The organism is Lentzea sp. NPDC020367, from assembly GCF_044387305.1.
Taxonomy (GTDB): Bacteria; Actinomycetota; Actinomycetes; order Mycobacteriales; family Pseudonocardiaceae; genus Lentzea.
On the sequence record NZ_JBIRVV010000002.1, the window covers coordinates 341,253 to 367,169 of the forward strand.

General features: G+C 69.1%; 29 protein-coding genes, 1 pseudogene and 1 riboswitch. Of the genes and pseudogenes, 11 read left to right on the forward strand and 19 right to left on the reverse strand.

What is annotated here, in order from left to right; all coding sequences use genetic code 11:
* The first annotated feature begins 5 nt into the window (after positions 1 to 5).
* Entirely contained in the window at positions 6 to 638 is a 633-nt protein-coding gene (locus tag ACH413_RS08655) for an alpha/beta hydrolase (protein WP_360033115.1), read from the forward strand.
* Positions 639 to 689: 51 nt separating this feature from the next.
* Here ACH413_RS08655 and prcA read toward each other — a convergent pair whose 3' ends face one another.
* From prcA to ACH413_RS08680, 5 genes are all read right to left on the reverse strand, one after another.
* Positions 690 to 1,454 (reverse strand): proteasome subunit alpha, encoded by a 765-nt coding sequence (gene prcA / locus ACH413_RS08660; protein ID WP_360033112.1) that lies wholly within the window; start codon positions 1,452 to 1,454, stop codon positions 690 to 692.
* A 34-nt stretch (positions 1,455 to 1,488) separates the two neighbouring features.
* Positions 1,489 to 2,337: a proteasome subunit beta gene (gene prcB / locus ACH413_RS08665; protein ID WP_360033109.1), complete on the reverse strand. Its 849-nt coding sequence runs from the start codon at positions 2,335 to 2,337 to the stop codon at positions 1,489 to 1,491.
* Positions 2,338 to 2,386: 49 nt separating this feature from the next.
* Positions 2,387 to 2,581 carry a ubiquitin-like protein Pup gene (locus ACH413_RS08670; RefSeq protein ID WP_030477124.1) on the reverse strand — a complete coding sequence of 65 codons (195 nt, stop codon included), beginning with the start codon at positions 2,579 to 2,581 and terminating at the stop codon, positions 2,387 to 2,389.
* A gap of 79 nt (positions 2,582 to 2,660) precedes the next feature.
* Positions 2,661 to 4,154 carry a depupylase/deamidase Dop gene (gene dop / locus ACH413_RS08675; RefSeq protein ID WP_360033106.1) on the reverse strand — a complete coding sequence of 498 codons (1,494 nt, stop codon included), beginning with the start codon at positions 4,152 to 4,154 and terminating at the stop codon, positions 2,661 to 2,663.
* A 73-nt stretch (positions 4,155 to 4,227) separates the two neighbouring features.
* Positions 4,228 to 6,624 carry an FtsX-like permease family protein gene (locus ACH413_RS08680; protein WP_360033103.1) on the reverse strand — a complete coding sequence of 799 codons (2,397 nt, stop codon included), beginning with the start codon at positions 6,622 to 6,624 and terminating at the stop codon, positions 4,228 to 4,230.
* A 107-nt stretch (positions 6,625 to 6,731) separates the two neighbouring features.
* Between ACH413_RS08680 and ACH413_RS08685 the strand changes: the two genes are divergently transcribed.
* Positions 6,732 to 7,217 carry an NUDIX domain-containing protein gene (locus ACH413_RS08685; RefSeq protein WP_360033100.1) on the forward strand — a complete coding sequence of 162 codons (486 nt, stop codon included), beginning with the start codon at positions 6,732 to 6,734 and terminating at the stop codon, positions 7,215 to 7,217.
* On the opposite strand, the gene ACH413_RS08690 is transcribed toward ACH413_RS08685, so the two are convergent.
* The 5 genes and pseudogenes from ACH413_RS08690 to ACH413_RS08710 form a co-directional block, all read right to left on the reverse strand.
* The gene (locus tag ACH413_RS08690; protein ID WP_360033097.1) at positions 7,214 to 7,549 is read right to left on the reverse strand and encodes an antibiotic biosynthesis monooxygenase; all 336 of its coding nucleotides are present in this window, start codon (positions 7,547 to 7,549) and stop codon (positions 7,214 to 7,216) included. The genes ACH413_RS08685 and ACH413_RS08690 overlap by 4 nt on opposite strands.
* 13 nt (positions 7,550 to 7,562) lie before the next feature.
* Positions 7,563 to 8,441, reverse strand: a complete 879-nt coding sequence (locus ACH413_RS08695) for an aldo/keto reductase (protein WP_360033094.1) — start codon at positions 8,439 to 8,441, stop codon at positions 7,563 to 7,565.
* Positions 8,442 to 8,515: 74 nt separating this feature from the next.
* Complete coding sequence (locus ACH413_RS08700) at positions 8,516 to 9,571, reverse strand: glycoside hydrolase family 5 protein (protein WP_360033092.1); 1,056 nt, start codon at positions 9,569 to 9,571, stop codon at positions 8,516 to 8,518.
* A 96-nt stretch (positions 9,572 to 9,667) separates the two neighbouring features.
* Entirely contained in the window at positions 9,668 to 10,423 is a 756-nt protein-coding gene (locus tag ACH413_RS08705; protein WP_360033089.1) for an ABC transporter permease, read from the reverse strand.
* A 56-nt stretch (positions 10,424 to 10,479) separates the two neighbouring features.
* Positions 10,480 to 11,121 (reverse strand): annotated as a pseudogene (locus tag ACH413_RS08710) (ABC transporter ATP-binding protein); the annotation flags it as partial.
* Between the two features lie 111 nt (positions 11,122 to 11,232).
* Here ACH413_RS08710 and ACH413_RS08715 point away from each other — a divergent pair.
* Together ACH413_RS08715 and ACH413_RS08720 are read left to right on the forward strand one after the other, a co-directional pair.
* A complete protein-coding gene (locus ACH413_RS08715; RefSeq protein ID WP_360033086.1) occupies positions 11,233 to 12,300 on the forward strand; it encodes a histidine kinase in 1,068 nt (355 codons plus the stop codon).
* Positions 12,297 to 12,923, forward strand: coding sequence for a response regulator transcription factor (locus ACH413_RS08720; protein WP_360033083.1), 627 nt, complete (start codon positions 12,297 to 12,299; stop codon positions 12,921 to 12,923). The genes ACH413_RS08715 and ACH413_RS08720 overlap by 4 nt, the downstream gene beginning before the upstream one ends.
* A 54-nt stretch (positions 12,924 to 12,977) precedes the next feature.
* On the opposite strand, the gene arc is transcribed toward ACH413_RS08720, so the two are convergent.
* Positions 12,978 to 14,777 (reverse strand): proteasome ATPase, encoded by a 1,800-nt coding sequence (arc, locus tag ACH413_RS08725; RefSeq protein ID WP_093587965.1) that lies wholly within the window; start codon positions 14,775 to 14,777, stop codon positions 12,978 to 12,980.
* 713 nt (positions 14,778 to 15,490) lie between these two features.
* Here arc and ACH413_RS08730 point away from each other — a divergent pair.
* Positions 15,491 to 16,336 carry a hypothetical protein gene (locus ACH413_RS08730; protein WP_360033079.1) on the forward strand — a complete coding sequence of 282 codons (846 nt, stop codon included), beginning with the start codon at positions 15,491 to 15,493 and terminating at the stop codon, positions 16,334 to 16,336.
* A 40-nt stretch (positions 16,337 to 16,376) separates the two neighbouring features.
* Positions 16,377 to 17,237, forward strand: coding sequence for a hypothetical protein (locus tag ACH413_RS08735; RefSeq protein ID WP_360033076.1), 861 nt, complete (start codon positions 16,377 to 16,379; stop codon positions 17,235 to 17,237).
* A gap of 54 nt (positions 17,238 to 17,291) precedes the next feature.
* Here ACH413_RS08735 and ACH413_RS08740 read toward each other — a convergent pair whose 3' ends face one another.
* Positions 17,292 to 18,119: a tRNA (adenine-N1)-methyltransferase gene (locus ACH413_RS08740; RefSeq protein ID WP_360033073.1), complete on the reverse strand. Its 828-nt coding sequence runs from the start codon at positions 18,117 to 18,119 to the stop codon at positions 17,292 to 17,294.
* Positions 18,120 to 18,131: 12 nt separating this feature from the next.
* Entirely contained in the window at positions 18,132 to 19,250 is a 1,119-nt protein-coding gene (locus tag ACH413_RS08745; RefSeq protein WP_360033070.1) for a site-2 protease family protein, read from the reverse strand.
* A gap of 176 nt (positions 19,251 to 19,426) precedes the next feature.
* Here ACH413_RS08745 and ACH413_RS08750 point away from each other — a divergent pair, with 176 nt between their 5' ends.
* Complete coding sequence (locus ACH413_RS08750) at positions 19,427 to 20,272, forward strand: PD-(D/E)XK nuclease family protein (RefSeq protein WP_360033067.1); 846 nt, start codon at positions 19,427 to 19,429, stop codon at positions 20,270 to 20,272.
* Positions 20,272 to 21,045, forward strand: a complete 774-nt coding sequence (locus ACH413_RS08755; RefSeq protein ID WP_360033064.1) for a thioesterase family protein — start codon at positions 20,272 to 20,274, stop codon at positions 21,043 to 21,045. The genes ACH413_RS08750 and ACH413_RS08755 overlap by 1 nt, the downstream gene beginning before the upstream one ends.
* Here the strand turns inward: ACH413_RS08755 and ACH413_RS08760 are convergent, their stop codons facing one another.
* Genes ACH413_RS08760 through ACH413_RS08770 form a run of 3 tightly spaced genes read right to left on the reverse strand, consistent with a single transcriptional unit; the run spans position 21,046 to position 22,551 of the window.
* A complete protein-coding gene (locus ACH413_RS08760; RefSeq protein WP_360033061.1) occupies positions 21,046 to 21,792 on the reverse strand; it encodes an OmpA family protein in 747 nt (248 codons plus the stop codon). It abuts the gene before it with no gap.
* A complete protein-coding gene (locus ACH413_RS08765) occupies positions 21,789 to 22,310 on the reverse strand; it encodes a sigma-70 family RNA polymerase sigma factor (protein ID WP_360033058.1) in 522 nt (173 codons plus the stop codon). The genes ACH413_RS08760 and ACH413_RS08765 overlap by 4 nt, the downstream gene beginning before the upstream one ends.
* Positions 22,311 to 22,368: 58 nt before the next feature.
* Positions 22,369 to 22,551 carry a hypothetical protein gene (locus tag ACH413_RS08770; RefSeq protein WP_360033056.1) on the reverse strand — a complete coding sequence of 61 codons (183 nt, stop codon included), beginning with the start codon at positions 22,549 to 22,551 and terminating at the stop codon, positions 22,369 to 22,371.
* 128 nt (positions 22,552 to 22,679) lie between these two features.
* Between ACH413_RS08770 and ACH413_RS08775 the strand changes: the two genes are divergently transcribed.
* Positions 22,680 to 23,294 carry a phosphoribosyltransferase family protein gene (locus ACH413_RS08775; RefSeq protein ID WP_360033053.1) on the forward strand — a complete coding sequence of 205 codons (615 nt, stop codon included), beginning with the start codon at positions 22,680 to 22,682 and terminating at the stop codon, positions 23,292 to 23,294.
* On the opposite strand, the gene ACH413_RS08780 is transcribed toward ACH413_RS08775, so the two are convergent.
* Genes ACH413_RS08780 through ACH413_RS08790 form a run of 3 tightly spaced genes read right to left on the reverse strand, consistent with a single transcriptional unit; the run spans position 23,255 to position 24,703 of the window.
* A complete protein-coding gene (locus ACH413_RS08780; RefSeq protein ID WP_360033051.1) occupies positions 23,255 to 23,566 on the reverse strand; it encodes an antibiotic biosynthesis monooxygenase in 312 nt (103 codons plus the stop codon). The genes ACH413_RS08775 and ACH413_RS08780 overlap by 40 nt on opposite strands.
* Entirely contained in the window at positions 23,563 to 24,423 is an 861-nt protein-coding gene (gene hisG, locus ACH413_RS08785) for an ATP phosphoribosyltransferase (protein ID WP_360033048.1), read from the reverse strand. The genes ACH413_RS08780 and hisG overlap by 4 nt, the downstream gene beginning before the upstream one ends.
* A 16-nt stretch (positions 24,424 to 24,439) precedes the next feature.
* Complete coding sequence (locus ACH413_RS08790; protein WP_089912086.1) at positions 24,440 to 24,703, reverse strand: phosphoribosyl-ATP diphosphatase; 264 nt, start codon at positions 24,701 to 24,703, stop codon at positions 24,440 to 24,442.
* A gap of 108 nt (positions 24,704 to 24,811) precedes the next feature.
* On the opposite strand from ACH413_RS08790, the gene ACH413_RS08795 reads away from it, so the two are divergent.
* Positions 24,812 to 25,462, forward strand: a complete 651-nt coding sequence (locus tag ACH413_RS08795; protein ID WP_360033045.1) for a (2Fe-2S)-binding protein — start codon at positions 24,812 to 24,814, stop codon at positions 25,460 to 25,462.
* 34 nt (positions 25,463 to 25,496) lie between these two features.
* A riboswitch (cobalamin riboswitch) is annotated at positions 25,497 to 25,688 on the forward strand.
* Positions 25,689 to 25,720: 32 nt separating this feature from the next.
* Positions 25,721 to 25,909: a CbtB-domain containing protein gene (locus ACH413_RS08800; protein WP_330277318.1), complete on the forward strand. Its 189-nt coding sequence runs from the start codon at positions 25,721 to 25,723 to the stop codon at positions 25,907 to 25,909.
* The last annotated feature ends 8 nt before the right edge of the window (positions 25,910 to 25,917 follow it).

Here is a 25,917-nt window from a genome sequence, read left to right on the forward strand (position 1 = left end):
CGGCCATGACGACCTTCGCGATAGCGCACGGCGCGGGCGACGTCGGCTGGTCGTGGCACCTGGTCGCAGAAGCCTTGCGGGCCAAGGGTCACACCGTCGTCGCACCGGACCTCCCCATCGAGGACGAGTCGAAGGACCTGACGGACTGGGCGTCGACCGTCGTCGACGCCCTCCCGTCCACTTCGGACGTGGTGGCGGTGGGCCACTCGTTCGGCGGCTTCGTCGCACCCCTGGTCGCCGCCCGCGTCAACGCCAGGGCGTTGGTGCTGGTGACCGCGATGGTGCCGAGTCCAGGTGAGACTCCTGGCGACTGGTGGGCCAACACCGGCTACACCGACTCGGGTCTGGAGGACCAGTTCTTCCACGACGTTCCCGCCGACCTGGCCGCGGAGTCGCAGAAGCGGGAACGCGGCATGTCCGAGACCTCGATGGCGAAGCCGTGGCCGTTGGACGCGCTGCCGGACGTGCCAACGCACTTCATCCTGTGCACGGAGGACCGGTTCTTCACCCCGGACTTCATGCGCGGGGTCGTGGCGGACCGGCTGGGCGTCGTGCCGGTGGAGCTGGCCGCGGGCCACTGCGCGCCGCTGAGCAAGCCGGACGAGCTGGCCGACCTGCTGGCGATCTACGCGGACTGACGTGAAGGGCCCCGGGCAACACTGCCCGGGGCCCTTCACCAGCGATCAGACCTACTTGGACTCGTCGTCCGACGGCAGCTCGACGTCCTCGACGGTCTTGCCGTCCTTGGTGGGCGCGGGCATCAGGCCGTCCAGAGCGGCACCGGCGATCCGGCGGAACGCCCTGCGCGGCCGAGCCCTCTCCAGCACCGCCACCTCCAGCTTCGCCGCCGGAAGCAGCTCAGTGGACCCAGTCCCCGTGGACGGTGACCCGGCGGACAACGCCTTCACCGCAAGAGGAACGGCCTCGGCCAGCGTGAGACCGTCGGCGAAGGCCTCCTTCAGCGCCGTGTTGGCGGCGTCGACGGTGCCGCCCATCACGATGAACTGGGGCTCGTCCACGATGGACCCGTCGTAGGTCAAGCGGTACAGCGTGTCCGACCCGGCGGTGTCGCCGACCTCGGCCACGGCGATCTCCACCTCGAACGGCTTGATCTGCTCGGTGAAGTACGTGCCGAGCGTGGTGGCGTAGACGTTCGCGAGAGACCGGGACGTCACGTCGCGCGGGTCGTTCTGGTACCCGCGGACGTCGGCGAACCGGATGCCGGCCTGGCGGAGGTTCTCGAACTCGCTGTAGCGGCCGACGGCGGCGAAGCCGATGCGGTCGTAGATCTCCGAGACCTTGTGCAGCGTGCTGGAAGGGTTCTCCGCGACGAAGAGAATGCCGTCGGCGTACTTGAGCACGATGACGCTGCGACCCCTGGCGATGCCCTTGCGGGCGTACTCCGAGCGGTCGCGCATCACCTGCTCCGCCGATGCGTACAGCGGCATCGTCATGGGTGGTGCTCCTGACGTCGAACCTGTGGGGGACTCAGCCTGAGGGGCGGGACCGGCGGCCTTCGACGACCGCGTCGGCGATCGTGGCGACCTGGGGTTCCGGCACCTCTACGGCACCATCGGCACCGTTGATCGTGACCACGATCGGGTAGAGGCGGCGGACCGGGTCCGGGCCGCCTGTCGCCGAGTCGTCGTCCGCCGCGTCGTAGAGCGCTTCGACGACTGAGCGGATCGCCGCTTCGGCGTCCGCGTCGGGGTCGTAGAGCTTCTTGAGCGCGGACTTCGCGAACAGCGAGCCCGAGCCGACGGCCTGGTAGCCCTGCGACTCCTCGTAACGGCCGCCGGTGACGTCGTAGGACACGATGCGGCCGGCGCGCTCCGAGTCGGTGGCCGAGGTGTCGTACCCGGCGAACAGAGGCACCACGGCGAGGCCGGCCATGGCCGCGTCGAGGTTGCCCCTGATCATCGCCGAGAGGCGGTTCGCCTTGCCGTCGAGCGACAGCGGCACGCCCTCGATCTTCTCGTAGTGCCGCAGCTCCACCGTGTACAGGCGCACGATCTCGATGGCGATGCCCGCCGTGCCCGCGATGCCGACGGCCGAGTGGTCGTCGGTGACGAAGACCTTCTTCATGTCGCGCTGGGCGATGACGTTGCCCATCGTCGCGCGCCGGTCGCCGGCGATCACGACACCACCCTTGTAGGTGGCCGCGACGATCGTCGTCCCGTGCGGGGCCTGGACGGTCCCCTCCGGGAGCTTCCGGGCGCTAGGCAGCATGTCGGGTGCCTGGGCCCGCAGGAAGTCCGTGAACGACGACGAGCCCGGCGTGAGGTACGCGGAGGGCAGCGCCGCGGCCGGGTAACGCCCGGTCGAGCTGTGGTCCATGTGTTGGTTGTTCTCCCGTCCCCGAGGTGGTCAACAGGCCCCCGAAGGCCTACTGACCACCCTTCTGCACGTATGCGCGGACGAAGTCCTCCGCGTTCTCCTCAAGCACGTCGTCGATCTCGTCGAGGATCGCGTCCACGTCCTCGCCGAGCTTCTCGCGGCGTTCCTGACCGGCTCCCGCGGCGTCGTCGGCACCGTCGTCGCCGTCGCCACCACCCTGGTGCTGCTTCTGTTCCTGGGACATCTCGGCCTCCCACTCACTCGCCTGACAAGAACACTACCCAGCGGCACCGACAAAAATCCTGAGCCACTCGGGTAGACGATCACCCGCGAGTCAGTGCGTCCACGAGTTGCTCGGCGGTGTCAGAGGCCTCCAGAAGGGCTCCGACGTGCGCTTTCGTCCCGCGCAGCGGCTCCAGGGTGGGGATTCGCACGAGGGATTCTCGACCGAGATCAAAGATCACCGAGTCCCACGACGCGGCCGCGACCGAGGTCGGGTAGCGCTCCAGGCACCGGCCGCGGAAGTACGCACGCGTGTCCTCGGGCGGCGAGGTGATGGCCGCGCGGACCTCGTCCTCGCTCACCAGCCGCTTCATCGAGCCGCGCGCGACGAGGCGGTTGTAGAGGCCCTTGTCCAGGCGGACGTCGGAGTACTGCAGGTCGACCAGGTTCAGCCGGGCGGCGCCCCACTCCAGGCCGTCGCGCTGCCGGTAGCCCTCGAGCAGCCTCAGCTTGGCGACCCAGTCGAGCCGGTCGGCGCACTCGGACGGGTCACGGGCCAGCGCGTCGAGCACCTCGCCCCAGATCCGCAGGACGTCGCGGTCGCCGACGCCCTCCTTCTCCACGAACGCCAGCGCGCGCTCGTGGTAGGCGAACTGCACGTCGAGGCCGGTGAACTTGCGGCCACCGGTCATCTCGACCTTGAACTTCAGGGTCGGGTCGTGGCTGATCTGGTGCACCGCGCGCACCGGGTCGACCATGCGCAGGTCGTCGAACCGCTGCCCGGCCTCGATCATGTCGAGCACCAGGGACGTGGTGCCGACCTTGAGGAACGTGGAGTATTCGGCCAGGTTCGCGTCGCCGATGATGACGTGCAGGCGGCGGTACTTGTCCGCGTCCGCGTGCGGCTCGTCGCGCGTGTTGATGATGCCGCGCTTGAGCGTCGTCTCGAGGCCGACCTCGACCTCGATGTAGTCGGAGCGCTGCGAGAGCTGGTAGCCGGCCTCCTCGCCGGACTGCCCGATGCCCACGCGGCCGGACCCCGTGATGACCTGGCGCGACGCGAAGAACGGCGTGAGGCCCGCGATGACGGACGTGAACGGCGTCGAGCGCTGCATCAGGTAGTTCTCGTGCGTGCCGTACGACGCGCCCTTGCCGTCGACGTTGTTCTTGTACAGCTGCAGGCGGGGCTGGCCGGGCACGGAGGCGGCCTTGATCGCGGCCTCCTCCATGATCCGCTCCCCCGCCTTGTCCCAGATCACCGCGTCACGCGCGTTGGTGACCTCGGGAGCCGAGTACTCGGGGTGCGCGTGGTCGACGTAGAGCCGCGCGCCGTTGGTGAGGATGACGTTCGCCGCGCCCAGGTCCTCGACGTCGGAGTCGGCGGGGTGGCCACCGGGGCTGCCCAGGTCGAACCCGCGCGCGTCGCGCAACGGTGACTCCACCTCGTAGTCCCAGCGCGCCCGCCTGGCGCGCGGTATGTCCGCCGCCGCCGCGTACGCGAGCACCACCTGTGTCGAAGTGAGCACCGGGTTCGCGGTCGCGTCGCCCGGCACCGCGATGCCGTACTCGACCTCGGTTCCCATGATCCGCCGCATAGCTCACACCTTATGACCTCACCCCGACACCAAGCGTGAGGGGAGCTTCGCGTTGAAGCTCCCCTCACCCTATTCACCCGGACGCCAGTCCGGCGGCAGGACGAATCCGGGACGCGCCGCGAGACGGCCCGAAAGCGGCGGCCACGGCGAGCAGGACCACGATGGCCGCGCCTGTGACCAGCGGCAACACCACCTTGAGAGCGGGCAGTGTCAGCGGGACGCCGATCGAGAGAAACGCGACCTCCGCGTAGGCGAACCCGAGCACGCCTCCCCCGATCACCCCGACGAGGGCCAACATGATCGCTTCAGCGATGACTCCGCCCTGCAGTCCGCCCTGAGTGACACCCAAGGCGCGCCTGAGCGCGAGCTCCTTGCGGCGTTCCTGGACGGAGATGGTCAGCGCGGTGCCGATGCCGGTCACGGCGACCGCCACGGACAGTCCGAGCAGCACCATCATCAGCACGGTGCCCAGGTGCATGTACCGGGCGGCCTCGGCCCGTTCGTCCGCGTCCGTCTGCACGATCACGGTCGGGTTGTTCGGCAGCGCGGCCTGCAGTTCCGAGCGGAACTGGGCGGGGTCGACGCCGGGTTTCAGCGCGACCAGCACCTTGTCCGCCGGTCCCGACGTGGCGCCGGCGATGATCGGCGTGTAGCCGGTGATGCTGCCGGGGATCGTGCCGACGACCTTGTACTGCTTGCCGTCGGCCTCGACGAACGGCCGGTCCTCCCAGTGCGGCGGCACGATCGCGGTACCGGCGACGAGCTGGTCGGCACCGGACACGTTCTGCGCCCGAAGCCAGGTCCTGAACTGCTCGGGGTCCACGCTCGCGGCGCCGTCCCCGGTCTTGTGCAGCACGACGCTCGCGGCCACGCCCGGCTGGGCGGGGATCTGCGGCAGCGGCCGGTCGCCCGCGTCCACCACGGTCGCGTCCGGACGTTCCTCGTTGGCGTACTGGAACGTCAGCTCCTCTGCCCCGCCCAGCACGACCAGGAAGAAGGTCACCATCGAGCTCGCCAGGAGCAACGGCAGCGCCACCGAGGCAGAGCGCTGCGGCATCCTGCGCACCTCGGCGCCGGCGAGCTTCCACTGCGTGCCACCGATCCGGCCGAACAGGCGCGCGATGAGCGGGACCGTGACCGGGCCGAGGATCCAGAACAGGCCGGTCACCGCGGCGATCGCGGAGAACGTGACGGCCAGTGGGGCGGCGGACGTGCCCTTGGCCGCGATCGCCGCCATCGCGAGCAGCACGGCACCACCGGTGAACAGCACACCGAACACGAGCCGAAGGCGGCGCACGGACCGAGGCGGCACCTCGTTCTCCGCGTCACGCAGAGCAGCCAACGGCGAGACGCGGGCGGCGTTGATCGCGGGACGGACAGCCGCCATCACGCTCAACAGCGCGGCGACGACGACTCCGAGGATCACGTACCCGAGCGACGGCAGCAGTTCCGGGCTGAGCTCCACCGCACCGAACAGCACCGAGATGCCGGTGACGTCGAACGTCCTGGCCAGCAGCCACGCCATCGGCCCGCCCAGCAACGCGCCCGCGACACCCGCCAGCGCACCCGTCACGAACGCCTCGAACAGGCTCCTGCGCACCAACGGCCCGCGCTGGGCGCCGATGCACCGCAGCAACGCCGTCTGCCGCTGGCGTTGCGCGTAGACCGCCCGGAACGTGGCCGCCGCGACGAACACCGCCGTGGCGAGCGCGAGCACGCTGAACGGCAGCAGGAGGAACGTCAGCTCGTTGCCGATGCTGTCCGCGTCCGGCGCCGGATCCCACACGACGTAGGACGCGCCCGCCGCACTCGCGACGGCGTCCCTGGCCCCGCCGATCACCCAGATCTCCTTGGTGAACGGCTGCGGGTCGAGCTTCTTCGCGAGATCCGGTCCCGCGACCAGGATCGGCCGCGCGTCCATCCCGCCCTTCTTCATGATCCCGCTGACGGTCACCTCGACCGGCTTGCCGTCCGCGGCGGCGAGCTTGATCCTGTCGCCGGGCTTGAGGCTGCGCTCGTACGCGGTGATCTTGTCGACGGCGACCTCGCCGTCGGCGGCGGGGGCCTTGCCCTCCGCCAGCGGCCAGCGCACCAGGTCGGGCTGCTGGACGTGCACCTCGGCGCGGTGCTCCCCCGCCCGGCCGTTGCCGTCGAGGAGGTCGGCCTGGGCGACCTGCACCGGCACGGCACGGCCGACGGAGGAGAGCTTCGCGAGCAACGCGTCGTCGAGCTTCGGGCGGTTCGCCTCGGCGGCGCCCGCGTCGTACTCGACGGGTTTGGTGTCCACCACGTGGCTCACCGACGACGGTGTGAGGGGCGCGCCCTCGTCGACCGACCTGGTGAGCGCGTCGCTCAGCACGAGGGCGGCCAGCAGGCAGGCGACGCCGACGACGAGCGCGACGCCGGGCAGCAGCGCGCGGCCCGGCCGGGCGCGGAACTCGGCAACGCCGAGCCGCAGGGAAGTGGACACGAATCCTCCTCGGTGACGTCTGACGTTCACGAAGGTAGGAAGGAAGGCGATCAGCGGGCGTCGGACTGGGGTAGCAAGCTCGCGTACGACCACAGGAGGACACGGGGATGATCAACCTCTACGACGAGGCCGCGAACGTGATCGGCGAGGTGACCCGCGAACGGATGCGCGCCGAGAACCTCTGGCACGGCTGCGTCCTGACCGTCGTGTACTCGGGCGACGGCGACCGGATCTACGTGCACCGCCGCACCGACACCAAGGACATCTTCCCCGGCCTGTACGACTACGCGGCGGGCGGCGTGATCGACGCGGGCGAGACCCCGGACGAGGCCGCGGTCCGCGAACTGCGCGAGGAGCTCGGCGTCGAGACCCCGCTGACGCCGCTCTTCCGGACCACCTACGTCGACGAGCAGACGCGCTATCACGCGTGGATCTACGAGACGCGCAGCGACGGCCCGTTCACCCACCAGCCCGAGGAGGTCGCCTGGGGCGGGTGGATGGACGCGGACGAGCTGCGCGGCAAGATCGAGGACCCGGGCTGGCCGCTCGTGCCGGACGGCCGCGCGATCGGCCGGGAGTGGCTGAAGCTCTAGGCGCGCTTGAAGGTGTGGCTGCGCTCCACCTTCGCCACGTGGATCGTGTAGCTCTGGTACCAGTGGGCGCGCCCGCGCTGCTGCGCCGCCTGGTGTTCGGCGTTGGTCCGCCATTGCGTGAGGGCGTCGGCGTCGCGGAAGTACGCGACGGTGATGCCGAGTCCGCCGGGGTTCTGCGCGTGGTCCATCCCGAGATAGCCGGGGACGTCCTTCACCAGTTCTTCCATGCGCGCGTTGGTGTCGCGGTAGCCGCTCTGCTCCTGCGTCCGCACCGTGGTGAAGACGACCGCGTAGTAAGGGGGTTCGAAAGCCTCGACGGGCGCATCGCTCACCGCGCCACGGTAACTAGTTCCAGCTGAGGCCGGAACGGATTTTCCAGTACTGCTCGGCGGGCTCGGCCAGATCCGGCAGGTCGGCGTCGATCCGCAGCGCGTCCACATTGGACCGCAGCTGGTCAGGGCTCGCCGCGCCGGACAGCACGACGTCCACCCACGGCTGCCGCGCGATCGCCGCCAGCGCGACCGCGTCCGGGCCGACGCTGAGCGCTTTCGCCTGGGCCGCAACCGCTTGCGGCGGGTCGACGACGAGCCGTCCGTTGGCCACGCCCTCCTTGATGATCACGCGCAACCCGGCGTCGTGCGCCTCCCGCAGGGCCTCGCCCGCCGAGGTCTCCAGCACGTTCCAAGTGGACTGGACGGACCGGAAGATGCCGAGTTCCAGCGCCTTGCGGATGGCGTCGGCCTGGCGCGGCCCGGACGTCGAGAAGCCCAGCGGCACCCCGATCCCGGCCATCGCGTCCTGCAGCGCGCGATCGTCGAACAACGGGCTGTCGGCCGTCAGCGAGTGCACCTGGTAGAGATCGACCCGGGGCAGCAGGGCCGTGGTCTCCTGCCACTGCCGGGTGAAACGGGCGAGCGAGTGCTCCTTGACCTCGTGCACCTCGGCGTCCGGCCGCCAGTCCGCGGTGTAGGCGTAGCCCCACTTGCTGGAGACCGTCACGTCGTCATGACCGGGCAGCCACGACGCCAGGAAGTCCTCGGACAGCCCGTACGAACGGGCCGCGTCGACCCACCGGATGCCCAGTTCGTAGGCCGTGTCGAGCACGAGATGACACTGCGCGCGCATGGACTCGACGTCGCGCACGGCGGGCAGCGCGTCCTCACGGCCGAGGTTGATGTAGGCGGGACGACCGAGGGAGGCGAGACCGAGCGCGAGTTGTGCCATGCCGACAACGGTAAACGGCGGCCCCGAAGGACCGCCGCTCACGTGACCCGCCGGGGTCGGTCGAACAGAGGAACTCAGAAGTCGTCGGCGGTGCGGATGTGGTTGCGCACCCACTTGCCGGCGTCCTTCAGGGGACCCTCACCGGTGAAGCCGCTGCCGGAGCACGTGCCGCTCTTGAACACCGCGCCGGTCCGGTTGTCGTCGGAGAAGTTCCAGTTGGTCCAGGAGATCTTCGCGTCCTTCATGAACGTGATGAACTTGTTCGCCATGGTGAAGTCGTTGGGACCGTCACCGGAGGCCTCCTGCGAACCGAACTCGGTGACGAAGACCGGCACCTGGCTCGAGACCGTCTTCAACGCGTTGAGGTACGAGTCGCGGTGGTCCTTGGCGTAGAAGTGGAACGTGTACATCAGGTTCGAGGCGTTGACCTTGTTCTGGCTGACCTCGTTGATGTTCTTGCCGTCGGACAGGCCGAACGTCGACCAGCCGTGCGTGCCGACGAGCACGAGGCTGTCCGGGTCCTCCGCGCGGATCGTCGGGATGACGGCCTCCGCGTAGGACTTGACCTTCGCCCACGTCACGCCGTTCGGCTCGTTGGCGATGTCGTAGATGATGTTCGTCTTGTCCTTGTGCCGCTGCGCGATCTCCTTGAAGAAGGTCTTGGCGCGCGCGGTGTTGGCGTTCGGGTCGCCCGGCGAGAGCTGGTGCCAGTCGACCAGCGCGTAGAGGCCGCGCTTGGTGGCCTCCTCGATGTAGCCGTGCACCAGGTCGGTGAACTTGCGAGGGTTGGTCTCGTAGCCACCTTCCTGGATGTACATCGAGATGCGGAGGACGTCCGCCTTCCAGTCGTTGGCGAGCGCGTCCAGCGACGCGGTCTTGACGCACTGGGAGTACCACTGGATGCCGTGCGTGCTCATGCCGCGCAACTGGATCTGCTTGCCGTTCTTGTTGCACAGCTTCACGCCGCACACCTTGAGCTGACCGTTGACCGCCGCGGGCGAACCCGGCGGCAGCGCGGCAGCGGCGAAGGTGCCCTCGGGGGCGGCGGCGACGGAACTGCCCGCCATCGCACCGGTCAGCGGGAGCACGACTGCCGCGGCGAACGCCACCACAGACTTCTGCCAGGACATACAGCGTCTCCTCTCGGATGCCGGCGGCGGATTAGTTAGGTAAGTTTCCTTACCGATTAAAGGTATAGATGACCTTAGGGGCACCCCAAGAGCGAGTCAAGCGTCTCGTCGCAGAAGAGTCACCGTTCCGGCACCCAGCGTCACCAGTACGTAAACGGCCAAAACTGCAGCGGCGGCCAATGGACCCAGCGGTGCGTCGTTCACGACCCCGGCGACCTCCCACACCAGGTACGGCACCATCACCGCGGACGCGTCCATGTTCCAGGGCTCCGGGAGCATCGGCGTGATGGCGGGCAGACCCCACAACAGCACGCCCACCACGACGATCGTGACGGCCGTCGACCGCACCGCGAGACCGATGCCGAGGCCGGTCAGTCCGGTCACCAGGATCGACAGCACGGCCGCGCCCGCCCACGGCAACGCGTCGCCGAGGCCGTCCCACGGCGCGATGGGCGGCGGCCGGTCCCCCATGATCAGCCAGCTCGACCCGACGCTCAGTGCCAGAGTGATCGCGCCGACCACCACGGCCGTGGTGGCGACGAGCACGCTTTTGGCCACCAGCAAGCGTTTCCGGTCCGGCACGGCGGTCAGCGCGGTCAGCCTCGGGTCGGAGGTGGCGACCAGCGCGCCGAGCGCGGCGACGAGGAACTGGACGACCGGGGTGATCACCACGCTGCTGTCAGCGGAGGCGAACCTCGCCTGCTCCGCGGCCGGTGAGGTGTCGTAGTCCTGGACGATCAGCCACGACAGCAGCGCGCCCGCGACCACCATCAGGCCGACGGTGATGATCAGCCCGTACGACGAGCGGACGGTGCGGAGCTTGAGCCACTCCGCGGCGAGCGCGTTCTTCACAGTCCCCTCCCGGAGGTGAGTTCGAGGTAGGCGTCCTCCAGCGAACCGTTGCGGGTCAACGCCTCCATCGGCGTCTCCTTGACCAGCTGTCCTCTTGCGACGATCACGACGTGGTCGGCGGTCAGCGCCATCTCGCTCATCAGGTGACTCGAGACGAAGACCGTGCGGCCCTGCTTCGCGAGTCCGCGCATGAGGTCGCGGATCCACCGCACGCCCTCGGGGTCGAGGCCGTTGACCGGTTCGTCGAACATCAGCACGCCGGGGTCGCCGAGCAACGCCGCCGCGACGCCGAGCCGTTGCTTCATGCCGAGCGACAACGCCCTGATCCGCTTGTGCCGCACGCCTCCCAGGCCGACCTGCTCCAGCAGCTCGACCGCGCGCTTCTCGCCGAAGCCGTTGCTGGCGGCGATCCAGCGCAGGTGGTCGAGCGCCTTGCGGCCGTGGTGCACGGCGGCGGGATCGAGCAACGCGCCGACGTGCCGCAACGGCCGGTCCAGGTCCTGGTAGCGCTTGCCGGCGATCAGGGCCTCACCGCCCGATGGCCGGTCCAGGCCGAGGATCATCCTCATGGTCGTGGACTTGCCGGCGCCGTTCGGGCCGAGGAAGCCCGTCACCAGTCCAGGGTGGACGGTGAAGGACAGGTCCTGGACGGCCGTGGTGTCGCCGTATCTCTTCGTCAGGTTCCGCACCTCGATCATGCGGAACAGGTTGGCGCTCCCGCGTTCGGGGCGGATCGGCCTCTGCTCCGATCCCGGGAATCGGACCGTGGTCCGAGGCGCACCGCTCGACGGCTCGTTAACGTCGTCGGTGTGATCGCCAAACTGCACCTCTACCTGGTCGACCTGACCGCCGCCGTGGTGATCGGCGTGCTCGTCGCCTACGCCATGGTGGAGAACCAGGACAAGCCGTGGTGGCTGGTCCTGCCCGGTGCCGTGCTGGTCGCGCTGCCCGTCGCGGTCCGCCGGTGGTGGCCGCTGACGGTGCTGGCGATCACCACGGCGGCAACGGTGGCGGTGGTGATGACCCAGCTGCTGCCGGTCCAGGCGCTCGGCGCTCCGGTCGGCGCGGTCTGCTTCGGGCTCTACACGGTGGCGGTCGAACGCACCCGCAGGTGGTCGCTGGCCGCTCTCGTGGTCACCGTCGTCGCGGTCTCCGGTGTCTCCGGAGGCGAACCGGAGACCCTCCTGGTCGGTCTGGCCGTGCTCGGAGCGGTGTGGGTGATCGGCTACACGACACGGCTGCGGCGCTCGTTCCTGGCACGCGAGACCACCCAGCAGGCCGAGCAGGCCCTGGCCGACGAACGCCTGCGCATCGCCCGCGAGCTGCACGACGTAGTGGCGCACAACCTGTCCCTCATCGCCGTGCAGGCCGGCAACGCCGCACACGTGCGCTCACCCGAGCACGCCTACGAGGCGTTGCAGGTGATCTCCGAGACGAGCCGCGCGGCGCTGACCGAGATGCGGGGGCTCCTGGGCGTGCTGCGGTCCGACGCCGAGCTCGCGCCCTCCCCCGGCCTCGGCGGACTGGCCGACCTCGCGGACCGGGCATCGCTCGCCGGGGTGCGCGTGACGTTGGACGTGCGGGGTGACGCCGTCGTGCCGGAAGGGGTCGGGCTGTCGGTGTACCGGATCGTGCAGGAGGCGCTGACGAACGTCGTGAAGCACGCGGCACCCGCGGCGTGCACGGTGCTGGTAGAGGTGACACCGGAAGCCGTCCGCGTCGACGTGGCGGACGACGGGCCTGGGGTGAGGGAGCTCGGAGTGGGACACGGGTTGATCGGCATGCGTGAACGCGTGGCCGTGTACGGCGGCACGTTCAGCGCGGGCCCCGGTGAGACCGGCGGCTTCCGGGTCGTCGCGGAACTGCCGCACCGATGATCCGTGTGCTGATCGCCGACGACCAGGCGTTGCTGCGCGCCAGCTTCCGCCTGCTCGTCGACAACGAACCGGACCTGACGGTCGTCGGCGAGGCCGGCACCGGTGCCGAGGCCGTCGCGCTGGCGTCCACGGCGAAGCCGGACGTCGTGCTGATGGACATCCGCATGCCCGAGATGGACGGCATCGAGGCCACGAGGCTGCTGGACGGCCCCCGCGTGCTGGTGCTGACCACGTTCGACCTGGACGAGTACGTCTTCGGCGCGTTGCGGGCCGGCGCCTCGGGTTTCCTGCTCAAGGACACCCCACCCGCCGAACTGCTGGCCGCGATCCGCGTGGTGGCGTCCGGCGAGTCGCTGCTGTCGCCGACGGTCACGCGCCGGCTGATCTCCGAGTTCGTCCGGCGGCCCGCCTCGCCCGTGGTGCGCGGGCTGGACCGCGTGACCGAACGGGAGAAGGAGGTCCTGCTGCTGATCGCCCGCGGACGGTCGAACGCGGAGATCATGGCCGAGCTGCACGTCAGTCCCGGCACGGTGAAGACGCACATCGGGAACCTGCTGGCGAAGCTGCACGCCCGCGACCGCGCCCAGCTGGTGATCGCGGCCTACGAGTCCGGCCTGGTCTGAACGAGAAACCGCCCCGGCCGTGTGCAGCGACCGGGGCGGTTCGGTGAAGCGGTCTTACAGGTACGTGCCGGTGTTCGTGGCCGTGTCGATCGCGCGGCCGGCGTCCTGGTTCTTCCCGGTGACGAGCGTGCGGATGTAGACGATCCGCTCGCCCTTCTTGCCCGAGATGCGAGCCCAGTCGTCCGGGTTCGTCGTGTTCGGCAGGTCCTCGTTCTCGGCGAACTCGTCGAGGATGGCGGCCTGCAGGTGCCGGACGGAGAGTCCGGGCTGCTTGGTGTCCAGCAGCGACTTGATCGCGGCCTTCTTCGCCCTGTCGACGATGTTCTGGATCATGGCGCCGGAGTTGAAGTCCCGGAAGTACAGGACCTCCTTGTCACCGTTGGCGTAGGTGACCTCCAGGAACCGGTTGTCCTCGGACTCCTCGTACATGCGCTCCACGGTGTGCTGCACCATGCCCTCGATGCAGGCCTTCGGGTCCCCGCCGAACTCGGCGAGGTCGTCGGCGTGCAGCGGGAGGTTGGGCGTCAGGTACTTGTTGAAGATGTCCTTCGCGCCCTCGGCGTCCGGTCGCTCGATCTTGATCTTCACGTCGAGTCGGCCGGGGCGGAGGATCGCCGGGTCGATCATGTCCTCGCGGTTGGAGGCGCCGATGACGATGACGTTCTCCAGGCCCTCGACGCCGTCGATCTCGGCGAGGAGCTGGGGCACGATCGTCGTCTCTACGTCGGACGACACACCCGAACCACGGGTGCGGAAGATCGAGTCCATCTCGTCGAAGAACACGATCACCGGGGTGCCGTCGGACGCCTTCTCACGAGCCCGCTGGAAGATCAGGCGGATGTGCCGCTCGGTCTCACCGACGAACTTGTTGAGGAGCTCGGGGCCCTTGATGTTGAGGAAGTAGGACTTGGCCTGCTTGTCGGTCTCGCCGCGGATCTCCCGCACCTTCTTGGCCAGGGAGTTCGCCACCGCCTTGGCGATGAGCGTCTTGCCGCAACCGGGAGGGCCGTAGAGCAGCACGCCCTTGGGCGGGCGCAGCTCGTACTCGCGGAACAGGTCGGCGTGCAGGAACGGCAGCTCCACGGCGTCGCGGATCTGCTCGATCTGCCGGGAGAGGCCACCGATGTCGCTGTAGTCGATGTCCGGGACCTCCTCGAGCACGAGGTCCTCGACCTCGGCCTTGGGGACCCGTTCGTAGGCGAAGCCCGCCTTCGAGTCGACCAGCAGCGAGTCGCCGGGCTTCAGCGGCGAGTCGAGCAGCGGCTGGGCGAGCCAGACCACCCTCTCCTCGTCCGCGTGGCCGACGACCAGCGCGCGCGAGATGGTGTCCAGACCGTCGTCGTCGGTCAGCACCTCCCGCAGAGAGCAGACCTCACCGGAACGCTCGAACCCGCCGGCCTCGACGACCGTGAGCGCCTCGTTGAGGCGCACGGACTGGCCGTAGGCGATCTTCTCCGGCTCGACCGCGGGGGACACGGCTACGCGCATCCTGCGGCCGGACGTGAAGACGTCCACGGTCCCGTCGTCGAAACGTGCCATGAAGACGCCGTACCCGCTGGGCGGTTGCGCCAGCCGGTCGACTTCCTCACGCAGCGCGAGCAGCTGGCTTCGTGCTTCGCGGAGGGTGTCTATGAGCTTCGTGTTTCGCTCGGTCAGCTGGCTGACGCGCTCTGTCGCCTCAGCCAAGCGCTGCTCGAGCAACCGCGTGTGCCGCGGCGACTCGGTCAGCTTGCGACGCAACGACGCGATCTCGTCCTCGAGGAACCTGATCTGCGCAGTCAGCTCAGCAGAATTGTTGCCCTGGTTCAGCTCGCCACCCTCATCGGGTTGGCTGCCGGGATGACCGTGCTGCATGTCGGCACCCTCCTCCCGTGTTCGTACCGATTACGGTACCGGCGATCACCGACAAAATGGGGTACTCACAACATCATCTTCGCTCGTGTGGTGCAACGGTGAACCCTCCAACTGAGGTCAACTGCTCCATCTCGGTGTCCGGTCCGACCGCCCAACCGCTACGGTGCGTCTCAGAAACCACCATCGGCGTTTCGCGCCGCGACACGCCAGACGACCTGCGAGAAGTCCGAGGAGGGGGTCATGGGAGCACCTGTGCGGGCACCCGGCCCCTACGGTCCGCGACCACCCTCGGACGATCACGAGCACACCTGGTATAGGCCACGACCCGTCGACGGGCGGCAATCCGCCATCGTCCCACCAGGTGGACCAGACATTGGTCCGATCGGCGGTCACGCACCGCAACCCACCCCGTTCGTGCCCGTCGGAGGACCCGCGCGAGCGAGGCTCCGATGCCTCCGGAGGGCGTGCGGCCAACCGGGTGGTCTCGCCGACGCGACCGGCGCACCACCCCGACAGCGCAGAGCATCGCGCTCAAATCCCGGTGGAGTTGCCACAATCGTTATCAGACACGACCTTTGCGCGGCCAGATCGCGGGTACAGGGCGTGTGCATAACCACTCGTGCGTGTCGATAGACCCCATTCGCCCGCGAGTAGTCCGGCGAAGTACGACAATGTCCAGCGAAAGATCACCTCATCCGCATCGGGGGAGTTTCATGACCTACCCGCCGCAGCAGCCCGGGCCGTACGGGCAGCAGCCGCCGCAGCCCGGAGGTCCCTACGGGCAGCAGCCGCCGCAGCAGCCGGGGTACGGCCAGCAGCCCCCACCCGGCTACGGCCAGCAGCCTCCGCCGGGACACGGACAGCAGCCCGGTCAGTACGGCCAGCCGCAGCAGGACCCGTTCGGCCAGCAGGGACCGCCCAGCGGCGGCTTCCAGCAGGGCCAGTACGGGCAGCAGCCAGGTCAGTACGGCCAGCAGCCCTACGGTCAGCAGCCGTTCGGCCAGCCCGGCGGGTTCGGCGGCCCTCCGCCTCCCAAGAAGAGCAACACCGGCCTGATCATCGGCGTCGTCATCGGCGTGCTGGTGCTCGTCGGCGGTGGCATCACGGCCGCCGTCATGCTCACCGGCAACAGCTCGAGCAACTCCAGCAGCTCGTCGCCGGACTCGGGTTCGAGCGACAACGGCAGCAGCGGCGGCAACGACGAGGCCGACGTCAAGAAGGCCGCCGAGGAGTACATCGCGGCGGCGACCTCGAGGAACGAGAGCAAGGCCAAGTCGATGGCCTGCCAGGAGATGCTCGACGAGGCCGCGGAGGCCGAGAAGAACGCCACCCCCGAGCAGAAGAAGCTCGCCGAGGAGATGAAGAAGCTCCCGGTGCCGAAGATGGTGTACAAGAGCGCGACCGTCTCCGGCAACGAGGCGACCGTCAAGATCACCGTCACCGCGGACTACGGCGGCCAGACCCAGACCGTCGACTCCGACACGAAGTTCAAGAAGGTGTCGGGCAAGTGGAAGGTCTGCATCCTGGTCAAGGACATCAAGGTCCCGACGACCCGCTAGCCGGGAAGCAGTCGGTTCATCCACCTCGGGGGAATTCGTCATGACCTATCCGCCGCAGCAGCCAGGGCCCTACGGGCAGCAGCCGCCGCAGCAACCCGGTTACGGCCAGCAGCCGCAGCCGGGGTACGGACAGCAGCCCGGCCAGTACGGCCAGCAGCCGGGATACGGGCAGCAGCCCGGTCCCGGTCAGTACGGGCAGCCTCAGCAGGACCCGTTCGGCCAGCAGGGACCGCCCAGCGGCGGTTTCCAGCAGGGTCAGTACGGGCAGCAGGGCCAGTACGGCCAGCAGCCGCCCGGCCAGCCCCCGTACGGCCAGCAGCCCGGCTACGGCGGGTTCGGCGGCCCTCCGCCTCCCAAGAAGAGCAACACGGGCCTGATCATCGGCGTCGTCGTCGGCGTGCTGGTCGTGGTCGGTGGCGGTATCACGGCCGCGGTCCTGCTCTCCGGCGACGACTCTCCGAGCAGCACGAACACCGCGTCGTCGAACACGAACACGAACCCGGAGCCGGCGGACGGCAGCACGAAGCCGACCGCGCCGTCGTCGAAGAGCTCGTCGAGCGGCGGTGACAGCGATGCCGAAGACGTCGCGAACGAGTTCACCGAGAAGATCCTGAAGGGCGTTCACGCGGGCACCAGCACGCCGAACGACGTCAAGGACCTGGTGTGCACGGCGGAGTTCCCCAAGCTGAAGGCGCAGACCACCAAACCGAACCCGAGCGTGAAGGCCACCGTGTCGGAGGTCAGGACGTCGGGCAGCACGGGCACGTTCCGGCAGAGCCTCACCGGGCTCGCCGATCCGGCCAACCCCGGCAAGACCACGTCGGGCGCCATCATCTACAAGCTGTCCAAGGAAGGCGGCAAGTGGACGGTGTGCGGCATCGACAAGCTCGAAGGCAACTGATCTGACGCGAGAAAGGGCCCCGCACCTCGGTGCGGGGCCCTTTCTCGTCCGGGATCAGCCCTTGCTGGGCCGGCGCTGCGGACGCGGTGCCGTCACGCCGTCCGCGAGCTTGCGCGTGGTCAGCAGGAACGCCGTGTGCCCGATCATCCGGTGCTCCGGCCGCACGGCCAGGCCGACTACGTGCCACGGGCGGACGAGCGTCTCCCACGCATGGGGCTCGGTGAAGCACGTCATCTCGCGCAGCGCCTCGGTGACGACCGAGAGCTGCGTGGTGGTGGCGACGTAGACGACCAGGACGCCGCCGGGGATGAGGTTCTTCGCGATCGAGGGCAGGACCTCCCACGGCGAGAGCATGTCGAGGATGACCCGGTCGACCTCGCCCTCGTGGTTCTTCACGTCGTCGACGGTGATCGACCAGTTGCCGGGGCGTTCGCCGAAGAACGTCTCCACGTTGCGGATGGCGTGGACCGCGTGGTCCTCGCGCACCTCGTAGGACTGGACGCTGCCCTTCTCCCCCACCGCGCGCAGCAGCGAGCACGACAACGCGCCGGAGCCCGCGCCCGCCTCCAGGACACGCGCGCCCGGGAAGATGTCGCCGTACATGCAGATTTGCGCGGCGTCCTTCGGGTAGATGACCTGCGCACCGCGCGGCATCGACAGCACGTAGTCGGGCAGCAGCGGGCGCAGCGCCAGGAAGTTCGTGCCGCCGACCGACGCGACGACCGAGCCCTCGGGCTGGCCGATCAGCTTGTCGTGCGGGATGGCGCCGCGGTGGGTGTGGTACTCCTTGCCGGGTTCGAGAACGACCGTGTAGTGCCGGCCCTTGGGGTCGGTCAGCTGTACCCGGTCACCCGGCTGGAACGGTCCACTTGCGCTAATCACCGCGCAATGGTGTCAAACGCCCTTCTCAATGGCCGCACGCAGGTCCTCCCTGCGCAGCACGCCCGCCGGGCGGCCCTCCAGGTCGACGACGAGGAACTGCCACGCGGCGGTGCCCTGGACGCGTTCGACGATCTCCTCACCGGGCTCGTCGGCGAGCAGCACGGTCTCGGGCAGGATCGGCTCGGCCGCCTGCTCCGCGGGAGCGAAAGGACTTGCGGCGGCGAGCTTTCTGGCCAGTTCGGTGTCGAGCAGACCGGCCGCCACGCCGTCGGCCCGCACCAGCACCACGCCCCGGCCGGCCGACGTGCTCAGCGCGTCCGCGACGGGGCTCTCCGCCGGCAGCTGGAGCACCGGCAGGATCAGGTCGCTGAGGGTGACACCAGCGGGCCACGTGCGGCGGCGCTCGCTCGCGAGTTCGCTCCTCGCGCCGGCGACGACGACCCACGCCGTGAGCACGCACACGCCGAAACGCAACCAACGGTCGTCCGCGCCTTCCGCGACGCCGTACAGCGCCCACGCCACCAATGCGATGGCCACGGCGAACCCACCGACCACGGCGACGCGCGTGCCCATCGCCCGTTGCCCCGTCACGGCCCACACACCGGCCCGCACGATCCGGCCACCGTCGAGCGGCAGGCCGGGCAGGAGGTTGAAGACGGCGACGGCGACGTTGGCGGCGGCGATCTGGAAGACCAGCACCCACACGACGTCGCCGGGTTCCATGACCAGCGCGCCGACGCCGAAGATCGCCGCCAGCGCGACGGACACGATCGGCCCCGCGCCCGCGACCACGCCCTCGTGGCTGGGTTTGCCGGGCGTGCGCATGATCTCGGACAGGCCGCCCAGCAGGTACAGGCGCAGTCTTCTGACCGGCAGCCCGAGCCGCAGCGCCGCGACGCAGTGGCCGAGTTCGTGGGCCAGCACGCTCAGCCCGAGGAAGATCGCGAAGAGCGCGGCGAGCAACAGGCCGACTCCCGGCGGTGTGCCGGGGGCGAGGTCGTCGACGAGCGGCGCGTAGAAGGCCACCACGATCGCCGAGCCGATCCACCAGGACGGCGCGAGGATCACCGGGATGCCCGCCACCCGGAACAGCAGCAGGCCGCCCTCTCGTTCACTGATCCGCGCGGCCACGGGTGAACTGTAGGGCTCCGGGTGTGATCCCGCGGTCTGGTGCTGCTCGCCCGAAGGCGATGAGGGCGGCGTTCCTGCATGGGAGCCTCGTCGAGCTCGGCCCTCATCGGCTTCGGGCAAGGGGTTGTCAGGTGGCGAAAACAGAATTGTCAGACCTCTGTCCTAGGGTGCGAACCATGAGCACCACGTTGCGCAGGCCCGCGCTCTCGCCTTCCCGGGCAGGGGACTTCAAGCAGTGCCCGCTGCTCTACCGGTTCCGCGCGGTCGACCGGCTGCCGGAGAGGCCGACGAAGGCGCAGGTGCGCGGCACGGTGGTGCACGCGGTGCTGGAAGACCTGTTCGCCCTGCCCGCCGCCGACCGCGTGCCCGACCGCGCGCGTTCGATGATCACGCCGGCCTGGGAGCGCGTGAAGGCCGAGCGCCCGGAGTTCTCGACGCTGTTCGAGGTCGAGGGCAGCGAGGAGGAGGCGGAGTGGCTGGCGTCCGCCACGAAGCTGCTCGACGGCTACTTCGGTCTCGAAGACCCCCGGCGCCTGGAACCGGAGTCGCGCGAGCTGCTCGTGGAGTCCGAACTGCCGTCGGGCGTGCTGCTGCGCGGCTACATCGACCGCGTGGACGTGGCCCCGACGGGTGAAATCCGCGTGGTGGACTACAAGACCGGCGCCGCCCCCCGCGAGGTGGGCGAGGCGAAGGCGTTGTTCCAGATGAAGTTCTACGCGCTGGTGCTGTGGAAGCTGCGCGGCGTCGTCCCCCGCCAGCTGCGCCTGATGTACCTGGCCGACGGCCAGGCCCTCGCCTACACGCCGGACGAGTCCGAACTGGCCCGCTTCGAACGCACCCTCGACGCGATCTGGCAGGCCATCATGCGCGCGGCCCCGACGGGCGACTTCCGCCCCAACCCCAGCCGCCTGTGCGACTACTGCGACCACAAGGCCTTCTGCCCGGCGTTCGACGGCACCCCGCCGCCCTACCCCGGCTGGCCGGAGCCCGACGACACCGAGACCCTCCAGGACCGCGACTGATGACGGCCTTCTACCTGCCGCTGGGCAACGACACGTACCGCTCCACCGAGCACACCGTCGGCCCGTGGGGCCCGGACAGCCAGCACCTGGGCCCACCCTCGGCGTTGCTGGTGCGCTCCCTGCTCGCCCTGGGCAACCCGTCCTCCGCCCTGGCCCGCGTGACGTTCGAGGTGCTCGGCCCGGTCCCGGTGGCCGACCTCACGGTGTCCACTTCGGTCGAACGCCCAGGCCGCTCGGTAGAACTGCTCGCCGCCTCGCTTTCCTTTGAGGGCCGCGCAGTCCTCACGGCACGTGCGTGGCGCATCGTCGGCTCAGACACCACAGCCGTAGCGGGAGGCGAAGTCCCCGCTCTCGCACCACCCGCTTCCGCCGTGCCGATGGAGATCCCGGACCACTGGGGCGGCGGCTACCTGGCCGCGGTCGAGTGGCTTTCCGTGTCGAGCGGCATCTTCACGCCGGGCGACGCCCAGGTGTGGGCCCGCCCGCGCGTGGCCGTCGTAGAGGGCTTCGAACCCTCACCGGAAGAGCGCCTGTTCGCCGTCGTCGACTCGGCCAGCGGCGTCTCGTCCCGTGTGGACATTCGCAAGTGGTACGCCATCAACACAGATCTGACCGTCCACCTGCACCGCCGCCCCGCCGGCGAGTGGGTGGGCATGGACGCGCGGACGACCATCGGGCCGGACGGGGTCGGGCTCGCGACCAGCGTGGTGCACGACGTGGAGGGGCCGGTGGGCACGACGGCGCAGGCGCTGTTCGTGCGCGAGCGCTCCTGATCACACCCTCTCCACCACGGCGCGATCGTCGCGAGGGTCGTACTCGCTCGCGGCCTGCGTACAACCCACGCCGTTCGCGGTGATCACGCCCTCCCGCAGACCGGCTTCGAGCAACACACCGCGCACGGCCTCGGCTCGACGCCAACTGAGCGCGAGCGCACGCTCAGTGTCACTCGTTCTGGCCGTGTACCCGATGACGATCACGCGATCGCTTGGCCTCACCCTCCCCACGAACCTGCGCAGAGCGCGCAGGTCTACGTCCGACAGTTCCGCCGAATCCATCATGAAGATGACGGTGAGGTCTTCCAGCGATGGCTGAGGTGGAGGCGGTGGAGGCAACTCGGTCCAGGGCGGAGGCTCCGCTCCGTTCGTCGTCGTCCTCGCGGACGAAGTGATCTGACTTGGTTCCGGCGCCGGGGTCATCCTTTCAGTGGTCATGGCGTCAGGCGGTACGGCCTCGCTCACGTACGGCGACGTCAGCCACGGATATCCAGGCTCCTGAGTGGCGATTCGGCGCGCGTCCGGCAGCACCGACGCCGGCGAGGCGAAGGCCACGACCAGCGAGACCACCACAGCAAGAACGACACCGGTCGCCACCACCAGCGCGGCCCGGTCCAGCTGCGGCACCCACGACCGCACGGGACGTTTCACCACAAGTGGCAAGCGGGCGGGTGGCAGCACCGCGGCCAGGTCGGCGACGAACACTTCGTGTCGCGCCTTCAGCATCTCGTCCAGGTCGTCGTTCATCGTTTCCCCTCCCCAGTGGCGAGCATCGGGCGAATCGCGTCTCCCGCCTTCTTGACGCGGTCCTGCACCGTGCGCTCCGCGATCTTCAGCTCGACCGCGATCTCCTTGGTGGTGAAGCCGTCCAGACGCAGCGCGATCACGTCGCGCTGGTGCTTGGGCAGGCTGTTGATCGCCCGGACGAGATCGCTGTCGCGTTCCAGGATCTCGTCGACAACGGCGTCGTGCCGGTCCTCGTCGGGACGAACTCCCTTGGCCAGCAAGTGTTTCAGCAACTTCATCGGCGTCCGCGCGACCTTGTCCCCCGCGAGGCGCCTGGCCGTGGTCCGCACCCACATCCGCCGATTCGTGTGCACCTTGAACCACGACAAGTACAGCTCGACCAGTGCCTCGGACGCCGCCTCGTCCGCGATGTGGTGGGCGAAGCCGAGGTAGCGCAGGTGGGCGACGACGGCGGGGTACTCGGCCCGGTGGAAGCGCAGGAAGTCCGCGTCGCGGTCCGGGAGTTCTTCCTGCGCCATCGGTCTCCGTGCGTCGGGTGCCGGGTCACCCAGGAGATCGCGCGACAGTGTCATCCCGTCACGACCCGCTCGGCCGGCCGAGGATCGACAGCGCGGCGAGTCCCGCGGCCAGCACCGCCGCGCCGGCCGTCACGACGACCGAGCCCGTCAGGACGTACAGGGAACCAACGCCCGCAAGCAGTCCGTTGACCAGCACAGCCGCCTCGCCACGGCCGACCGGGCTTCCGTTGCGTCTCGTCATGACGCTCAGGGGCGATCAGAGGCCGTTCCGCGCAACCAAGCGCTGGAATTCACTCGACCGGGTCAAAACGATTCCAGGTCAACGCTGTGCGCCAACTCCCAGTAGAAGGGCGTAGCGTCAACCAGACTGTGAAGAGGTTCGCGAACCGGCAGGAAGCGGGCCGCGCCCTCGCCGCGCGACTCGCCGACCTCCCCTGGCACGACCCGCTGGTCCTGGGCCTCCCCCGAGGCGGCGTCCCAGTCGCCAAGGAGGTAGCCCTCCACCTCAACGCCGAACTGGACGTGGTCGTGGCGCGCAAGATCGGCGCCCCAGGCCACCCCGAATACGGCGTGGGCGCCGTCACCGCCGACAGCGAGCCCATCTACGACCCGAGAGTGCTGAGAGCGCTCAACCTCACCGAGGAACAACTGGGCCGCACCTGCGACGAGGAACGCGAAGAAGCCAGAAGACGCACGACCCTCTACCGCGGCGACAAGCCGCTCACGCTCAAGGACCGCGACGTGATCCTCGTGGACGACGGCCTGGCCACCGGCGTCACGGCCAAGGCAGCGCTGCACTGGATCGCCCAGCACGAACCGCGGACCACGACCCTCGCCGTGCCGGTGGCCGCGCGAGAATCGCTGACCACGTTCACGACGCCGGTGATCGCGCTCCTGCTCCCGCGCCGCTTCGGCGCGGTCAGCCGCTGGTATGACAGCTTCGCTCAGACCACGGACGAAGAGGTGCTCAGCGCGCTCTCGTAGTGCTCCACCACGGGGAACGGCGAGTAGAAGCGGTGCAGCAAGGCAGACCACTTCTCATACGAAGGCCCCTGCCGGAAGCCGACCGTGTGCGCCTCGACCGAGTCCCAGCGCACGAGCAGCAGGTAGCGCGACGGCGTCTCCAGGCACCGCAGCAGTTCGAGGCCGCGGAAGCCCGGCGAGGCGGAGATCAGCTCCCGCGCCTCGCCGAACGCCCACTCGAACTCCTCGGCGGAACCTGGCAGCACGTCCAGCAGGGCGTGCTCCGTGATCACAGCCGGCAGAACCTGATGTCCGAGGCCAGCACGGCCTTGGCACCGATCGCGGCCAGCTCGTCCATCACCTGGTTCGCCTCCTTGCGCGACACCATCGCCCGCACGGCCGCCCAGTCCGGGTTGGCCAGCGGCGCGACGGTCGGCGACTCCAGGCCCGGAGTCAGCGCGATCGCGTCGTCGAGGATCGAACGCGGGCAGTCGTAGTCGAGCATCAGGTACTGCTGCGCGAACACGACGCCCTGCAGGCGTGCCGTCAGTTGCTTCTTGGCGGCCGTGAGTTCCGAGCCGTTGCGGTGGATCAGCACCGCCTCCGACTGGCAGATCGGCTCGCCGAACGGCACCAGGTCGTGCTGGCGCAGGGTGCGGCCGGAGCCCACCACGTCGGCGATCAGGTCGGCCACGCCCAGCTGGATCGAGATCTCCACGGCGCCGTCGAGCCGGATCACCTTCGCGGTGATGCCGCGGGCCTTGAGGTCGCGGCCCACCAGCTTCGGATACGCGGTGGCGAGGCGCTTGCCCTCGAGGTCGGAGACCTTCCAGTCGGTGCCGCGAGGGCCCGCGTAGCGGAAGGTCGACGAGCCGAAGCCCAGCGCCAGCAGCTCCTCGACGGAGTTGCCGTTGTCGTCGGCGCCCGAGTCGGCGGCCAGGTCGCGGCCGGTGATGCCGAGGTCCAGGTCGCCGGACGCCACGTAGATCGCGATGTCCTTGGGGCGCAGGAAGAAGAACTCGACGTCGTTGTTGTTGTCGAGCACGGTCAGGTCGCGCGGCTCGTGCCTCTGCCGGTAGCCGGCCTCGGTGAGCATGGCGGAGGCGCGTTCAGCGAGCGCGCCCTTGTTCGGGACTGCAACGCGCAGCATGTGAAAGTCTTTTCCGTCAGAGGTACTTGTAGACGTCTTCGAGGGTGAGCCCACGGCCCAGCATGAGCACCTGGAGGCGGTAGAGCAGCTGCGAGATCTCTTCGGAGAGCTTCTCGTCGGACTCGTACTCGGCGGCGATCCAGACCTCGCCCGCCTCCTCCAGGACCTTCTTGCCCTGCGCATGGACCCCGGCCTCGAGCGCAGCAACGGTGCCGGAACCCTCCGGCTTGGTGGCGGCTCGTTCGGTCAGTTCAGCGAACAGGGAATCGAAGGTCTTCACGGCATGACATCCTCCCATCCCGGCGACCCCCGTCCACACCGCGGTCACATCTGTCCCAGGCCGTGGACGTGATCTGTCCTGCATGGACACCCAGTAGCGTGAACTTCTGTGTCTGAGTTCGCCGAGGTCCTCGAAGCACTGCGCCGGGTGCGCGGAATCAACCCGTTCTTCGCGCTCGACGTGGGCCGCCCCGACGAGTCCTGGCTGCCGGGAACGGCCCTGCTCGAAGGTCCGGCGCTCAAGAACACCATCGACGCGATCGCGATCCGGTACAAAGCGGAGGAACCACGCGTAGCGGCCAGCCTGTTCTTCCTCAGCTACACGGCACGGCTGCTCAGCCCGCTCACGGCCGCGGGCATCCCGATCGACGTCCGCCCGGAGAACCTCTGGTGGCAGCACCACCCCGCGAACGGCCTGAGCGTCCGCATCGACCAGCCGAGACTGGGCCCGAAGGCCGCAGAGGCACTCGAACCGGTGGTGGAAGCGATCCAGGCCGTCACGCCGGTGGCGCGTGGATTGTTGTGGGGCAACGCGATGTCGAACGTCGCGGGCGCGCTCAAAATGGTTGTGCGCGCACGCATGCTCACCGCCGAGGAAGCGGAAGAACGCGGCGAACGGCTCATGAGCTCACCGCCGTTCGAACAGGCGGGAGAATTCCTCAGTTTTCCCGGCGAGGTCACGTTCCGGCGTCGGTCGTGTTGTCTCTACTACCGCGTCGCCGCAGGTGGGAAGTGTGGTGACTGTCCACTCGTGAAGTGAGGAACGCAACAACTCTTATGGCCGGTTGTGCTTAACCGATGGATCAACTTACGGTGCACGCGCCGCAGTGACGGGAAGCCGGTGAAAATCCGGCGCGGTCCTCGCCACTGTGACCGGGAAGCGATCCCCGCCGAGCACGTCACTGGTCCTCGCGAGAGGGCTGGGAAGACGCGGGGGCAGCGTTGATCCGGGAGTCAGGAGACCGGCTGCGGCGCCGCAAGGAGAGTTGACCTTCCACGAGGTATGGAGGAGCCCGTCATGACGAGCCCCGCAGCAAATCTGTCCGCCGTCCAGGTGCCCAAGTGGGCGTTCGCCGCCGCACTTCTCGGCCTGATCGTCACGTACCTCGTCCTGCAGGAGAACGGTCTCGCGCTCGGCGCGGGTTCCGAGTTGCTGCACGAGTTCTTCCACGACGGCCGCCACGCGCTCGGCGTCCCCTGCCACTGATCCCCCGA

What these genes read in the sequence shown, in the direction of transcription:
- ACH413_RS08655 (WP_360033115.1), top strand. Translation starts at nt 6, where the DNA reads ATGACGACCTTCGCGATAGCGCACGGCGCGGGCGACGTCGGCTGGTCG.
- prcA (WP_360033112.1), bottom strand. Translation starts at nt 1,454, where the DNA reads ATGACGATGCCGCTGTACGCATCGGCGGAGCAGGTGATGCGCGACCGC.
- prcB (WP_360033109.1), bottom strand. Translation starts at nt 2,337, where the DNA reads ATGGACCACAGCTCGACCGGGCGTTACCCGGCCGCGGCGCTGCCCTCC.
- ACH413_RS08670 (WP_030477124.1), bottom strand. Translation starts at nt 2,581, where the DNA reads ATGTCCCAGGAACAGAAGCAGCACCAGGGTGGTGGCGACGGCGACGAC.
- dop (WP_360033106.1), bottom strand. Translation starts at nt 4,154, where the DNA reads ATGCGGCGGATCATGGGAACCGAGGTCGAGTACGGCATCGCGGTGCCG.
- ACH413_RS08685 (WP_360033100.1), top strand. Translation starts at nt 6,732, where the DNA reads ATGATCAACCTCTACGACGAGGCCGCGAACGTGATCGGCGAGGTGACC.
- ACH413_RS08695 (WP_360033094.1), bottom strand. Translation starts at nt 8,441, where the DNA reads ATGGCACAACTCGCGCTCGGTCTCGCCTCCCTCGGTCGTCCCGCCTAC.
- ACH413_RS08700 (WP_360033092.1), bottom strand. Translation starts at nt 9,571, where the DNA reads ATGTCCTGGCAGAAGTCTGTGGTGGCGTTCGCCGCGGCAGTCGTGCTC.
- ACH413_RS08720 (WP_360033083.1), top strand. Translation starts at nt 12,297, where the DNA reads ATGATCCGTGTGCTGATCGCCGACGACCAGGCGTTGCTGCGCGCCAGC.
- arc (WP_093587965.1), bottom strand. Translation starts at nt 14,777, where the DNA reads ATGCAGCACGGTCATCCCGGCAGCCAACCCGATGAGGGTGGCGAGCTG.
- ACH413_RS08730 (WP_360033079.1), top strand. Translation starts at nt 15,491, where the DNA reads ATGACCTACCCGCCGCAGCAGCCCGGGCCGTACGGGCAGCAGCCGCCG.
- ACH413_RS08735 (WP_360033076.1), top strand. Translation starts at nt 16,377, where the DNA reads ATGACCTATCCGCCGCAGCAGCCAGGGCCCTACGGGCAGCAGCCGCCG.
- ACH413_RS08750 (WP_360033067.1), top strand. Translation starts at nt 19,427, where the DNA reads ATGAGCACCACGTTGCGCAGGCCCGCGCTCTCGCCTTCCCGGGCAGGG.
- ACH413_RS08755 (WP_360033064.1), top strand. Translation starts at nt 20,272, where the DNA reads ATGACGGCCTTCTACCTGCCGCTGGGCAACGACACGTACCGCTCCACC.
- ACH413_RS08760 (WP_360033061.1), bottom strand. Translation starts at nt 21,792, where the DNA reads ATGAACGACGACCTGGACGAGATGCTGAAGGCGCGACACGAAGTGTTC.
- ACH413_RS08765 (WP_360033058.1), bottom strand. Translation starts at nt 22,310, where the DNA reads ATGGCGCAGGAAGAACTCCCGGACCGCGACGCGGACTTCCTGCGCTTC.
- ACH413_RS08770 (WP_360033056.1), bottom strand. Translation starts at nt 22,551, where the DNA reads ATGACGAGACGCAACGGAAGCCCGGTCGGCCGTGGCGAGGCGGCTGTG.
- hisG (WP_360033048.1), bottom strand. Translation starts at nt 24,423, where the DNA reads ATGCTGCGCGTTGCAGTCCCGAACAAGGGCGCGCTCGCTGAACGCGCC.
- ACH413_RS08800 (WP_330277318.1), top strand. Translation starts at nt 25,721, where the DNA reads ATGACGAGCCCCGCAGCAAATCTGTCCGCCGTCCAGGTGCCCAAGTGG.